The sequence below is a fragment of the Pseudomonas sp. ZS1P83 genome, from assembly GCF_054897825.1.
Genome location: NZ_CM142706.1, coordinates 4102076 through 4114207, shown reverse-complemented (window position 1 = coordinate 4114207; position 12132 = coordinate 4102076). Strand labels below are relative to the sequence as shown.

General features: G+C 57.3%; 12 protein-coding genes and 1 pseudogene. 2 read left to right on the top strand and 11 right to left on the bottom strand.

Annotation, left to right across the window (positions count from 1 at the left end; genetic code table 11):
• Positions 1 to 74: 74 nt before the first annotated feature.
• Complete coding sequence (locus tag ACYZT0_RS19620; RefSeq protein ID WP_462042607.1) at positions 75 to 434, top strand: PilZ domain-containing protein; 360 nt, start codon at positions 75 to 77, stop codon at positions 432 to 434.
• Between the two features lie 158 nt (positions 435 to 592).
• Here ACYZT0_RS19620 and ACYZT0_RS19615 read toward each other — a convergent pair.
• The 10 genes and pseudogenes from ACYZT0_RS19615 to ACYZT0_RS19570 all read right to left on the bottom strand — a co-directional run.
• Positions 593 to 850 (bottom strand): annotated as a pseudogene (locus tag ACYZT0_RS19615) (DUF6124 family protein); the annotation flags it as partial.
• 595 nt (positions 851 to 1445) lie between these two features.
• Positions 1446 to 2774 (bottom strand): DUF58 domain-containing protein, encoded by a 1329-nt coding sequence (locus ACYZT0_RS19610; protein WP_462042606.1) that lies wholly within the window; start codon positions 2772 to 2774, stop codon positions 1446 to 1448.
• A complete protein-coding gene (locus ACYZT0_RS19605) occupies positions 2771 to 3772 on the bottom strand; it encodes an AAA family ATPase (protein WP_462042605.1) in 1002 nt (333 codons plus the stop codon). The genes ACYZT0_RS19610 and ACYZT0_RS19605 overlap by 4 nt, the downstream gene beginning before the upstream one ends.
• 303 nt (positions 3773 to 4075) lie before the next feature.
• A complete protein-coding gene (locus tag ACYZT0_RS19600; RefSeq protein WP_462042604.1) occupies positions 4076 to 5431 on the bottom strand; it encodes an ATP-binding protein in 1356 nt (451 codons plus the stop codon).
• Positions 5407 to 6072 (bottom strand): response regulator, encoded by a 666-nt coding sequence (locus ACYZT0_RS19595; protein ID WP_462042603.1) that lies wholly within the window; start codon positions 6070 to 6072, stop codon positions 5407 to 5409. Before ACYZT0_RS19595 ends, ACYZT0_RS19600 begins: the two co-directional genes overlap by 25 nt.
• A gap of 107 nt (positions 6073 to 6179) precedes the next feature.
• On the bottom strand, positions 6180 to 6617 hold the full coding sequence (locus ACYZT0_RS19590; RefSeq protein WP_462042602.1) for a hypothetical protein: 438 nt from the start codon (positions 6615 to 6617) through the stop codon (positions 6180 to 6182).
• A 28-nt stretch (positions 6618 to 6645) separates the two neighbouring features.
• Entirely contained in the window at positions 6646 to 7410 is a 765-nt protein-coding gene (locus ACYZT0_RS19585) for a COG4705 family protein (protein WP_462042601.1), read from the bottom strand.
• 507 nt (positions 7411 to 7917) lie between these two features.
• Positions 7918 to 8346 (bottom strand): hypothetical protein, encoded by a 429-nt coding sequence (locus ACYZT0_RS19580; protein WP_462042600.1) that lies wholly within the window; start codon positions 8344 to 8346, stop codon positions 7918 to 7920.
• Between the two features lie 321 nt (positions 8347 to 8667).
• Positions 8668 to 9072, bottom strand: a complete 405-nt coding sequence (locus ACYZT0_RS19575) for a DUF6632 domain-containing protein (RefSeq protein ID WP_462042599.1) — start codon at positions 9070 to 9072, stop codon at positions 8668 to 8670.
• Positions 9073 to 9362: 290 nt separating this feature from the next.
• Positions 9363 to 10031, bottom strand: coding sequence for a polysaccharide lyase family 7 protein (locus ACYZT0_RS19570; protein ID WP_462042598.1), 669 nt, complete (start codon positions 10029 to 10031; stop codon positions 9363 to 9365).
• Positions 10032 to 10379: 348 nt separating this feature from the next.
• On the opposite strand from ACYZT0_RS19570, the gene ACYZT0_RS19565 reads away from it, so the two are divergent.
• Positions 10380 to 11471 (top strand): DUF3616 domain-containing protein, encoded by a 1092-nt coding sequence (locus ACYZT0_RS19565; protein ID WP_462042597.1) that lies wholly within the window; start codon positions 10380 to 10382, stop codon positions 11469 to 11471.
• 161 nt (positions 11472 to 11632) lie between these two features.
• Here ACYZT0_RS19565 and ACYZT0_RS19560 read toward each other — a convergent pair whose 3' ends face one another.
• Positions 11633 to 12115, bottom strand: coding sequence for a GNAT family N-acetyltransferase (locus ACYZT0_RS19560; RefSeq protein WP_462042596.1), 483 nt, complete (start codon positions 12113 to 12115; stop codon positions 11633 to 11635).
• Between the last annotated feature and the right edge of the window lie 17 nt (positions 12116 to 12132).

Genomic DNA, 12132 nt, shown 5'->3' with positions numbered 1-12132 from the left:
AGCAGAAATAGAAGCAGGCCCGTTCCGAAGCATTAGTGCGGCCCTGCTTAAGGGCCTTGCTGGGCCAATTGCGCATGTTCACTAACCGCCGGATCGAGCGGCATCAATTGCCGTATTTTCTAAGAGTGTTCAACAGCATCACCGACAAACCTATCGGTTTTCTGGGCAACGTGTCCGAAGACGGGCTGATGCTGATCAGTCAGTTGCCGATGATGATCGGCGCCGATTTCGATTTGCGCCTGAAAATCCCCGCCAGCGATGGCTGCATGCAGGTCATTGATCTTCAGGCGTGTTGCCTGTGGTGCCATGAAGACACGACCCCTCACCACTATGACGCCGGGTTCAGCCTGCAACGGGCGCCGCCGGAGTATGGGCAATTGGTGAGTGCGCTGAAGCAGTACTTCAGTTTTCAGCCGTTGCCTGCTTCGGCCTGAAATTCTGCGGCGCCGTTGCAATCGCCATCGCGAGCAAGCTCGCTCCCACAGTGGTTAGCGTTGTTCACAAAAAAAGTGTGTTCACCGCAGAAACCTGTGGGAGCGAGCTTGCTCGCGATAGCGTCAGTGCAGACAACAGCAACCAAATGGCTGAAACACTACGCCGTACCGATCGCCTGCTCGTTCTCCAGCGACTTCTCCACCAGCAACAACCCCAACTCACTCAACTGATAAATCGCCATCGCCAGATGTCGCGGTTTGTCGTCCAGGCTTTCGGCCAGATCCAGCAGCAGAATGCTGACCGACGAAAAGGTTTCGTAGGTCTGGATGGCAATGGCTTCGGGGTTGGCATCGGGGGAGACGGTGAACATGTTCATGGCACGGTCCTGGGATGAGCGGAGGTGGTCGATGTCGGGGGGATTAGGTGTTGGTTTGAACATGGTAAATCTCCTTGTTGGGGCTGCCACCGACTCGCGACTAAACGAGGGGTGGCGGCTGTGCGCAGGTTAGTCGACCGGGAGGAGATATGAAAAACCGGCGCGCCCGAGGGCGCCCTGCGCACAGCCACCATCAAGTGCGGGGATAGGGATTACCCGACTGGATGACGCTTATGCACATTCATATCACCTCCGGGCGACTAAACCCGATCGCTGATTGGCAGCGACGCGGATCAAGTTACGGGGCGCGGGCCGAAACCATTGGTCGATTTGTCTTTTGGCCATAACCTGGTCACCGCAGAAAGAGGTGTGGTTGAGTCAGACGGTCACCAGCACGATACAGTTAAGCTAACCTCTGTATACACACAGGCGCCGGCCGATAATACTTTGGTTCAATATGTTTTCGCCGACCGAGAGTATCCTGTGATAACCGACATTCAGGGTTATGCCGAGCATCACCAATATATCGATGGAAAATTCGTAGTCATGAATCCTTACGATGGAAGCGAAGTCTGACAGACGTTCTGCCCCGTTGAACCAACGCCCTTTTTGATAAAAGGGCGTTTTTTTCACGCTAGATTCCAGACTTCTTCCACTTCAGATATTGCATGACCAGCTCAGCTCCAAATGCATCGGGGCGAGCGTCCAGACTCAGCACCCCATCCCCTTCCATTCGTTTATAAAGTTCAGCCCGCGCATTTAAATAATCTACGGTTGCGGAGTAGACCAGTGCTTGCGGGAGCGTCTGCACCGGTGTCTGGCGCAACGTGTCGAGCACCTCTTCGCGCAGACTGGCCACCAACACCCGATGCCGGGTGCTCAGCCTTTTGACCGCAATTAGCAGTTCTTCATCATCCTCATCCCGCAGGTTGGTCACCAACACCACCAGCGCTCGGCGTTTCTGGCGGGCTAATAGCTGGTTGACAGCGGCCTGATAGTCGGCAGGGCGCTGGGTGCTGTCGAGGTCGTAGACGGTATTGAGCAGCACGCTGAGCTGGCCGGTGCCTTTAACCGGCGCGAGGTAGCGCGGTTGGTCACTGGCAAACGTACTCAAGCCCACCGCATCGCCCTGGCGCAGGGCGACGTAGCTGAGCAGCAAGCAAGCATTCAGCGCATGATCGAAATGCGACAGTTCATCGTCCTGGCTGCGCATGCGTCGGCCGCAATCAAGCATGAAGATGATCTGCTGATCACGTTCGTCTTCGTATTCACGGGCGATGGGCGTGCGGTGGCGGGCCGTGGCTTTCCAATCGATTTGGCGCAGGCTGTCGCCCTCGCGAAATTCGCGCAGTTGATGGAATTCCTGACCCTGGCCCCGTCGTTGGCGCTGGTGTACGCCGAGCTGGCTCAGCCAGCTATCCACCGCCAATAGCTGGCCGCCGTAGAGTCGGGCGAAGTCGGGGTAGACGCGGGTGTTGTCGGTGACGTTAATCAGGCGTTTGTCCGACCAAAATCCCATCGGACTCGGCAGGCTGATTTCGCAGTGTTCGAAAGTGAAGTGCCCACGTTTGAGCGGGCGCAGGCGATAGCCGATCCGGCTGTGTTGGCCGGGCTGCAGTTCGACTGACAACGGCAGGTTTTCAAAGCTCAGCCCCTGCGGTACGTGATCGAAGATCTGAATGTGCAACGGCTGGTGGAAATCATGCTCGACCTCCAGTCGTACTTCGCCCCAACGACCGAGCGCCAGGCTGCCGGGCATCTGCCGTTTTACGCGGGGCGAGGGCTGGCGTTTGAGGCGCGCGGCATCCAGTGTCGCCAAAACCAGCAGCGCCAGCAGCAATCCCCAGTTGATCGACGACAGACTGGTGGGGACTTCAACGTCCAATGCCCGCATAGTGCCCAGCACAATGCCGATGGCCAGCAGGATCGCCAGCCAGATCAATAGCAGGCGCGAAGGTTTCACAGACGCGGCGCCGGCACTTGATCGAGTAGTTGCTTGAGCACCTGATCGACGTCCAGCCCTTCAATGTCCAGCTCCGGCGCAATGCGCACACGATGGCGCAGCACGGCCAATGCGCAGCCTTTGATGTCATCCGGAATCACGAACTCGCCACCGCGCAGCAGCGCCCGGGCTCGGGCACAACGCACCAGTGCGATGGATGCGCGTGGCCCGGCGCCGAGGGTCAATCCCGGCCAGGTTCGGGTGGTGCGGGCCAGGCGCACGGCGTAATCGAGCACCTGATCGTCCAGCGGCAAATCGCTGGCAATGCGTTGCAGGGCCAGCACGTCTTTGGCTTGCAACACGGTGCGCAGCGGTTGCACGTCGAGCATGTCGGCGCGGGTCGAGCGGCTGACCTGGCGGACCATGTTCAATTCTTGATCGGCGTCGGGGTAATCCATGCGCACCTTGAGCATGAAGCGGTCGAGCTCGGCTTCGGGCAGTGGATAAGTCCCTTCCTGTTCGATGGGGTTTTGTGTGGCGAGCACCATGAACGGTTGCACGATGGGCAGGGCGCGCCCTTCGAGGGTGACTTGGCGTTCCTGCATGGCTTCGAGCAGCGCGGCCTGGGTTTTCGCCGGGGCGCGGTTGATCTCGTCAGCGAGCAAAAGGTTAGTGAACAACGGACCTTTGCGCAGTTTGAACTGCTCGGTTTGCAAGTCGTAGACCGCGTGCCCGGTGACGTCGCTGGGCATCAGGTCGGGGGTGAACTGGATGCGTGCGAACTCGCCACCGAAGCAGCGGGCGAGGGCGCGCACCAACAAAGTTTTGCCCAACCCCGGCACGCCTTCGAGCAGCACATGGCCGCCAGCGATCAGGGCGGTGAGGACGTCGTCGATCACGCTGTTCTGGCCGATCACGGCTTTCTGCAATTCGGTTCGCACCGCCTGGGCCAACTGACTGGCGCGCTGGCGTTGCTGGGCGGCGTGGGATGGCACGCCGGGCTCGATCTGTTGACTCATAGCTTCCGGAGCCTTGCTAACTGTTAAATGTGTTTTATCTTCCATAAATAAGTCACTTACCTAATTTAACTTTTTCTATGTTTTTTACGTGCGTAACGAGTGAGTGACTGCCAATCTGCATAAGTGCAATTCCATAGTAACCTCTCATTTTGAGCTCGTCTGAAGTGGAGGTTAGGCCTGATCAGTCATTTGCATCGGATCTGACCAGCACGCTTCGTAGCAATGACCGGCAGAGAACGACCCCTAGCTGCCCGTTGGGGTGTCTAGGACATTGAAGGCGATTCACAACCCAGCACAAAAGCTTCACGTTTTACCTCTTTTTAACCAGACCGAAACACATAATCCGCTCTTTTTCATCTCATCCGAAAAACTCAATCGGATGTGCGCCCCCGTACGATCGGCTATCGCCTTGACGATGGATAAACCCAGTCCGGAGCCTGTTTCATCGGTTCCCAAACTGCGGTAGAACGGATCGAACACCAGCATTTGTTCTTCTGCGCTGATGCCTGGACCGGAGTCCTTGACTTGAAGGATCACTGTCTCCTGCGCCAACTCGACCGTCAGGTCGACTCGTCCGTCAACGGGGGTATAACGGATAGCGTTGTCCACCAGATTCTTGACCAGGATTAACAGATCCATTTCGTTGATAGTGACCTGTACGTCTTCGATGCTTTCAACACCGATATCGATGTGCTTGCGCTCTGCCAGCGGCAGTAAGTCCTCCAATACCCGTCGATAGACTTCATGGACTGAAACTGATGTCTGTGATCGATCCGAACTCGATTGTGCAGCCGCCAGGGTCAGCAGTTGATCGATTAGTTTCCTACTGCGTTCTATCCCGCTGGACAACGGCAGAAAACGTTCATAGGCCAGCGCCGACATTTCTGTGGCTGACAGTCGCTCGGCTTGTAGTGATAAAGCCGTCATTGGAGAACGCAGTTCGTGGGCTGCGTCGGCGATGAAGCGACGCTGGGCTTCCATGGACTGCGCGACGCGCGTCAGCAATCGATTGATGGCCACGACGAAAGGACGGATCTCTGTCGGCAGGTGGTTTTCATCGATAGGGTGCAGCGCCTGATTATCGCGCTGATCGATTTCGTCCGAGAGGGTCGCTATGGGGCGGAACAGTTTGCGCACCAGATCGCCCACCACCAGCAACAGTACCGGAAACAGAATGAGAAACGGCAACAGACTGCGCCAGGCGCTCTCGCGTGCCTCTTTGTCGCGCACGTCGGCTTCTTGGGCGACAACAATGCGTTCGCCACGGAACGTGGTTCTGACCAGCACGCGAAAGTTTTCGCCTGCGATGTTCATGGTCGACAAGCCATCGGCCAGCGTTGTGGGGAAGGGCAGCGGTATTGTTGCGTCGTCATTGCCGGTCGCTTTGCTGCTGTCAGTCAGGTATTGCACGATGACCCTGGATTCTTCGTCGTCGCCAACGATCTGTTCTCCCGCGGGATAGCGCAGGGTCATCTGCTGCCGTTCAAAAAGAACGGCCACTTGACGCAGGGTCTCGTCCTGCATTTCGTGTGCCTCGTTGAGCGCAGAGACGAAAGCGAAAAAACCGGCCAGCACCGCCACGATCAGGATGGCCAGCGACAGCGTTACAGACAACCGTAACTGTACCGAGTCGCTCAAGCGTTTTTTGAAACCATCCATCCCATTCCCCTGACGTTTTTGATGACATGGTTACCCAATTTTCGCCGCAGTGCGTGAATCAGAAACTCCACCGCGTTGCTTTCCACTTCATTGCCCCAACCGTAAATGCGGTCTTCAAGTTCGCTGCGCGAGAGAATGGCTCCAGGCCGGATCAACAGGGCCTGCAGCAGGGCGAACTCGCGGCTCGAGAGCTGAACATCGGGGGTTTCGGCGGTGGAGGCTTGTTTGGATACCAGATCCAGCGACACCACGCCGTTGTCCAGCAATGACTGGGCGCTGCCGCCTTTACGGCGTAACACAGCGCGCATGCGGGCCAGCAGCTCCGCCATGGCGAAGGGTTTGAGCAAGAAATCGTCAGCGCCGCCGTCGAGGCCGCGCAGGCGATCATCAAGGCCATCCCTCGCGGTGATGATCAGTAGTGGCACTGGGTTGTTGCGGCCGCGAATGCCATCGAGCACATCGAGCCCGTCTTTGCCGGGCAACCCGAGATCAAGCAGCACCAGGTCATAGGCTTGGGTTTCCAGTGCCGCAAGGGCGGTGAGTCCGTTTTTCACCCAGTCGGTGGCGTAGCTCGCATCGTTCAGCGCGCCCTGGATGGCATCACCAATCATCGGGTCATCTTCGACCAGCAAAATCCGCATGTCCCGCTCCGAAAAAAAGGCGCGGCGGTCATGACCGTCGCGCCTGTATTGAAGCACCTGAGCCGGCGTTTGTCCGCCGCCGGATCAACGCAATGTGCGGCTGTTGGTCACTGCTTGCCCTTCATCGAATCGAAGGCTTTCAACAGATCATCCATCGCTGCCTTGCAATCGCCCTGCTTCGGCGTGCTGGCGCGCAGGGCGGCGAGTGCACGGTCAATGGCTTTGTCCAGCACATGCCAGTCACTGGCAGCGCGGGGTTTGATGCCGGCTTCGGCGGAGTCCCAAGACGTTTCCAGATCCTTGATGCGGGTTTTCGCCCCGGGCAGGTCGTTTTTATCGACGAGCGCGGCGACATCGGCGGCGATGGTACGGAACTCGGATAGTTCACCCAGTTTTGAACCGGACTGGGCGGATGCGCTCACCGAAGTGGTCGGCGTGCCAGCACCGGGTTTGTCGGCAGGTTTCGAGCAGCCGGCGGCGACGCTGAGCAAAAAGATCGACGAGACGATGGCAACGTGGCGAATGGCATTTTGAAGTAAACGCATGACAAATCCTTGATTGGCTTTTGAAGGGCTACTGAGTGACGATTTTACGGTTGCCGACGCTGATTTGCGCGACCGCAACCAGAAGTACAATGACGCACAGGAAGATAGCGCTGGTCCAGGCGGCGCCCATGCCGAGGCCGCCGTAGGTTTTGGCCTGAGTCAGCAAGTCGCCGAGGGAGGCGCCAAACGGACGGGTCAGGATGTAGGCGATCCAGAAGGTAAGCACCACATTGCCGCCCAAGCGCCAAGCCACCAGGGTCGCAGCGATCAACCCACCGAAAATTACGGCGCCGAGGGTGAAGCCCAGGCCCACCGCTTCAGTGGCCAGGTCGCCCGCTGCAGTGCCGAGGGCAAAGGTGCAAAGCACGGTCGTCCAGTAAAAAAGCTCCCGTCGCGGGGTGACGATTTCGCGGATCGACAGGTTGTGCTCCACCCGGTACCAGACCAGGAAGTTGATCGCCAGCAGAACGGAAAAGACCGCCGTGCTGGTATACAGGCTGATGTTGAGCATGTCGGTCATGATGTCGGTGATTTGTGTCCCGACGATGCTCACCAGCACCACGGTCAACCAGTAGATCCAGGGCGTGTAGGCCTTGGTGCGCAGTTGAAAGCACAACGCGAGCGCCAGCAAGACGGCCATGCCGATGCTGGTCCAACCGGCGCCGAAACCGGCATCTACGGCCAGAAAGTCCGCGCCAGTTTCACCCACTGTAGTGGACAAAATCTTGATCACCCAGAATGACAGCGTCACCTCGGGTACTTTGTTGAGCCATCCAGCTTTTTCGGGATTCATGTGTGGGTAGCCTCTCCTGAGCGGCGCTGAACTTGCGCAGGGGAGAAGATACGTAGCGAAACTTAGCTGAGACTGAGGGACGGTGATGCGATTGCTACAGTTCCTTTGCCGGGTAAATCGCTGGAGGCACTACTCCGGATTTGGGGACGCTTTTTATGACTTCCGCAGCCTACTAAGGAGGCTGGCATGCACAATTGTCTGAAACGGAACCGATTGGTAGCTTTTGGCCGATTTCTGCCTGTCGCGACTGACCGAAATCCACACAACCCATTGCAGACATTGACAGTGGTCGAGGTTGACCGCCCCTGTCGCTGCATAGCAGCTTGCCAGTCAAAATTATCTCGCCATTACGATGATGCCAGGATGCGGAAACCCCCAGTCATGGATTGCCCGGTTTTGGGATGAGTTGTTGCGAGCCACCCGTTCCGTATTCAGGGTGCGCTTTGGTGTTTGCGATCACTCACTATAGGTGGTGTGGCGTGCGAAACAGGCCGGAACTGTCTGGGCTCAATGTCCATATTCAACGTAGGGGCCCAAGTAGAAACCTTGCGTATCCCAGTTGATTCGATAAATCACTTCTTTCCCTGGCTTGATGTTGGCCGCGACAGTTTTTATTGCGACACCAGCACACAATCCAGACTCGGCGAGCCCGGTGCCGAGGTTCACTTCACCGGCAGGCAAAACGAAAGATGCCTTCTGACCGGGACCTATCTTGGCTGCGCGCTGACCATCAATGTAGAACACGACGTCACATCCCGAACCGACAAACCCGTCATCACGGAGAATGGTCAGGCGTCCCGGATCTTTCGTACCCTGGCTTTTGAACACGTACATCTCATTGGCGGGCACTGGCCGCGCTTCAGAAACCCGCATAGGTGATGTTGCGCAACCGCCCAAGGCCAGCAAGAGCGCCCCCGTTTCGATAATCCTTCGCATAATTTTTCCCTCCTGAAAAAGGGCGAATGTATCAGAGCGTCATACTGCTTTGCTTCATAAAGCCATTCGCCAAAAACACCATCGCCAAGTACTACCAAGAGTGTCTGCTTTTGGCCGATTGTTGCCTGTCACGAAGGGCAGCAGTCGACCCAAACCGGTCAGTCGTGACAGGCAGAAAACGCCCCAGGCTGTGAAAAAACGCGGGCACAGTCTTGAAGACTGCGTTGCTACGTAAAGTCTGTTGGCGCTTGGTTGATCAGCAGACCAAAAATTTGTGTAGAAACGCGATTTTCGTCCCGATCCTTGCAGTCAAACCTGCTCTTAGGCCCCATTGTGTGTCCGGGGCCGAGCGGCCAATTGCGAGCGGGGCGTCAAGATGCCCAAGGCAACCGCCACGATGAAGAGCGCCGGCACGTCACCTGCCAAGTGCCCCATTTGCCCCGGCTGGGTGACCGCCTGGACGGCCATGATTCCTCCGTGTACGGCGCTAGACCACACGGTGAACCAGATTAGGCTCAGATTGGTTAATGGATCACGTGCGGCCAGGATCAAGAACACGCCAAGTGTGGCGTAGATGCCAACGATCATCATCGGGTAGTCCGAGTGACCGACGTGCCAGGCCCAGCCGGACGGCCAGAACAACATAAATGGGTAGAGAGCAAGGCACGCGAGGCCAGCCAAAACTAGAACGACGCGCAAATACCTGAGTCGATCAACTACGGTCATGGCGAACTCCTCTTTGGGCCTAACTCTAAATTGACTCCAAGTGGGGTGATAACACCTTCACGGGCTTGGTGGATAACATTCCTTGTGCCGCCACCTTCGACAGCCGCCAGTGATAGCAGCGTATCCCACTGTTTGCGCACGCAATGATTTTGAAAGGCTTCGAGGGCATCTGCCGCCCGCGCGGTTGAGTTCACTGACAGCTAGCCACTGGGTAGCCGATCGACGAGGAAGTCCACTAAAGTCTTCGCCCTTCGGATCGGCGTGCCAACGGTAGTGATCTGAAGAAGCGACTAAAGGTTGTGTTGGATCTCCAGCAGCCTGAACGTCACTTTTCCGCCCTCGGTGGGATAGCCGGTGTTGTCCTGCACATACGCACCCGCTTTGAAATACAGTGGTTTGGTCTTCCAGCTCGGGTCGATGGTGGTTCTCCAGTTGTTTCCTGCTGCGCTGATGCCCAGCGCGCCCTTCGGGCTGAGGTGGATCTGGTAGGAAAAGTTGCGGTCGAGCGGAACACCCGTCGCAATGGTAATGACCTGGCCCTCTTCATCGTCGGGGCGCATGCGCACCTTGACGACAATGTTTCCCGTCGAAGCCGACGTTTTGTATTGGTATTCCAGCTTCACCATGGGGTTGTTGCTGTCCTTGTTGTGAATCTGACCAATCACGATCTTGCCGGTGCTGGGCACCTGATTGACGGTCAGACTCGCCCGCAGAATGTTATCCGCCGCTGAATACTGCCAGTTGCGCAGCGTTCCATCGCTATAGGTTTCCCGCAACTCGCTGCGCGGGTAAATAGCGTTGGCCGTCCTGGAACCGGTCACAGGTGCCCAGAAGGAAAGGGTAGCGGCTTCAGAACTGAAATACTGGTCCTTGAAGCCTTGCGCCAGTCGAGGCGTTTCTATGGTGGCCGGTGGGCTGCCTTCAGGGATGCTCAAATTCCAGGTGGCGAGGTCGATCATGTCAATAATCCTGTATGCGGGGAATGTTGCGGCCACAGTTGCGCTCGAACCGACGCTATTGAGCTGTGTCAATTGGGTTTGCTGATCAGGAAATCCTTATGGCGGTAGATTGACGTCAAATGTTCGTCGAGGTGGTTACTGCAGGCTTTGTGCCTAAGGGGGTCACCGTTAGTCGGCTATTTTGGAGGTTGATGGAACTAATCCAGGTTTCTGAGCGGCAGCTTAGGGGCCTAAGCCATCAGCGGTGGACGGGTCGGCCAGGACGAGTGCATGCACTGGATGAAGAACACGCGCAGAATCCGGTTCTGAATAACCGGCGCGCCGAGCTATAAAGACAGGAGACCGCTCATGAGCCACCGCAGCAATTTTGCGCTGTTGAGCTTTGATCCGGCGTTTGCGTCGTTGCGCGATGGCCTTTCGGCCGCTCAGCAGATTGACGACACACTCTGGGTGGCGAACGACGAAACCACGAGCCTGGAACGCCTGAAAATCCAGGATGCTGCGCCCGGCGGCGTCGTAAGGTGCGACGAGCACCAATCGTTTCCGCTCCTGGACTATCTGGATCTGCCCATACCGAAACAAGACGCCGAAATCGATATCGAGGGCTTGGCCTATGCCCCTGACAGTGGTTACCTCTGGGTGGTGGGCTCCCATAGCCTGAAGCGCAAGAAGTCCGAGGCCGGCACTTCTGCGCAGAAGAATATCAAGCGCCTGTCGACGGTCGAGGCGCACGGCAATCGTTTTCTGCTGGCCCGCATCCCTGTGGTGCAGCAGAACGACAGCTATGTACTCGCCAGGAAAGTGGATGCCGATGGACGTACAGCGGCGCAGCTGCAGGGCAACGAAGTCGGTAATGGCCTGACCGCGGCCATTGCTGAAGATCCTCAGCTACGCGACTTCCTGCGTATCCCGGGTAAGGACAACGGCTTCGATATCGAAGGGTTGGTGATGATCGGCTCGCGCCTTCTGCTGGGGCTGCGTGGACCGGTGCTACGCGGCTGGGCCGTGTTGTTGGAGATCGAACCCGAGCTGAACGACGCCTCGTCTGACACGCTGGTGCTGAAGAAGATCGGTCCGGATGGGCGCCGCTACCGCAAGCACTTCTTCGCGCTCAATGGCCTGGGCTTGCGTGACCTGTGCACCCGCGGTGACGATCTGCTAATCCTGGCGGGCCCCACGATGGAGCAAGACGGTCCGGTAACGGTCTTGCGCTGGCGCGGCGGTTTCGCGTCCGACGAGGAAAGCATGGTCTTCACCGATCAATTGGAGAAGGTGCTGGAGGTGCCTTTCGGGCAAGGCAACGATCACGCTGAGGGCATGTGTCTGTTCCAATCGGGCGAGCCGCCTGGGGAGGTTCTGATGATCGTCTACGACTCTGCGGCGCAGAGTCGTAAACACGGCGATACGGATGTGGAAGGGGACCTGTTCATCCTGGATTAGCCACGCACATCGACGTCAACGCGGCCTGTAGATCAGTTTGCCTGGGGCTTCATTGTCTTCGGCGACTGGATGGCCCGGACCGCTTCTGGCCGAAAGTTGTCAGTTACGAATGATCCAGCAGACGTCCTTCGAACCTAATTTCACCTTTAGGGGCGTCGCCTTTACAGACGCATTCCCATCTCGAAAGCACGAGTCTCAAACCCGCACTCTGTGTACATGCGAGCAGCACGTGCATTGAACGGCCAGACCGACAACCTCAAGTCCTGAGCGTCATTTTCGATTGCCCAGTTTTTAACGAGCTGAATAAGCCTGCGTCCAATACCTTTCCCCCAAAATTGCTCGGCAACACATACCGATCCGATGCGAACAACATTCAGCGGTTGCATCAGTGGCCCAGAGCTTGCCGACAGGCTGGCAGTAATGAAGGCTGCGGCCTGGTGACCGACATTCGCGATGAATACAACCTGACCCGGTTTCTCGAAAAGACCTGACCAATGAGGAAGGTCGCGCAAAAAGTCTTGGGTGGCAGCCGCGTAAATATCGGGACGGGCAGCGTGGTGCACTGCGTTAAGCAATTGTCCCAACTCACACATGCTCAATGCGTCTTCTACCGTTGCAGCTCGGTAAGTAATGGCTTCGTCCATGATGTGCAACTCTCCTT

Coding starts and splice junctions, on each gene's coding strand:
- ACYZT0_RS19590 (WP_462042602.1), bottom strand. CDS start 6,617: ATGCGTTTACTTCAAAATGCCATTCGCCACGTTGCCATCGTCTCGTCG.
- ACYZT0_RS19580 (WP_462042600.1), bottom strand. CDS start 8,346: ATGCGAAGGATTATCGAAACGGGGGCGCTCTTGCTGGCCTTGGGCGGT.
- ACYZT0_RS19575 (WP_462042599.1), bottom strand. CDS start 9,072: ATGACCGTAGTTGATCGACTCAGGTATTTGCGCGTCGTTCTAGTTTTG.
- ACYZT0_RS19560 (WP_462042596.1), bottom strand. CDS start 12,115: ATGGACGAAGCCATTACTTACCGAGCTGCAACGGTAGAAGACGCATTG.
- ACYZT0_RS19570 (WP_462042598.1), bottom strand. CDS start 10,031: ATGATCGACCTCGCCACCTGGAATTTGAGCATCCCTGAAGGCAGCCCA.
- ACYZT0_RS19620 (WP_462042607.1), top strand. CDS start 75: ATGTTCACTAACCGCCGGATCGAGCGGCATCAATTGCCGTATTTTCTA.
- ACYZT0_RS19600 (WP_462042604.1), bottom strand. CDS start 5,431: ATGGATGGTTTCAAAAAACGCTTGAGCGACTCGGTACAGTTACGGTTG.
- ACYZT0_RS19565 (WP_462042597.1), top strand. CDS start 10,380: ATGAGCCACCGCAGCAATTTTGCGCTGTTGAGCTTTGATCCGGCGTTT.
- ACYZT0_RS19585 (WP_462042601.1), bottom strand. CDS start 7,410: ATGAATCCCGAAAAAGCTGGATGGCTCAACAAAGTACCCGAGGTGACG.
- ACYZT0_RS19605 (WP_462042605.1), bottom strand. CDS start 3,772: ATGAGTCAACAGATCGAGCCCGGCGTGCCATCCCACGCCGCCCAGCAA.
- ACYZT0_RS19595 (WP_462042603.1), bottom strand. CDS start 6,072: ATGCGGATTTTGCTGGTCGAAGATGACCCGATGATTGGTGATGCCATC.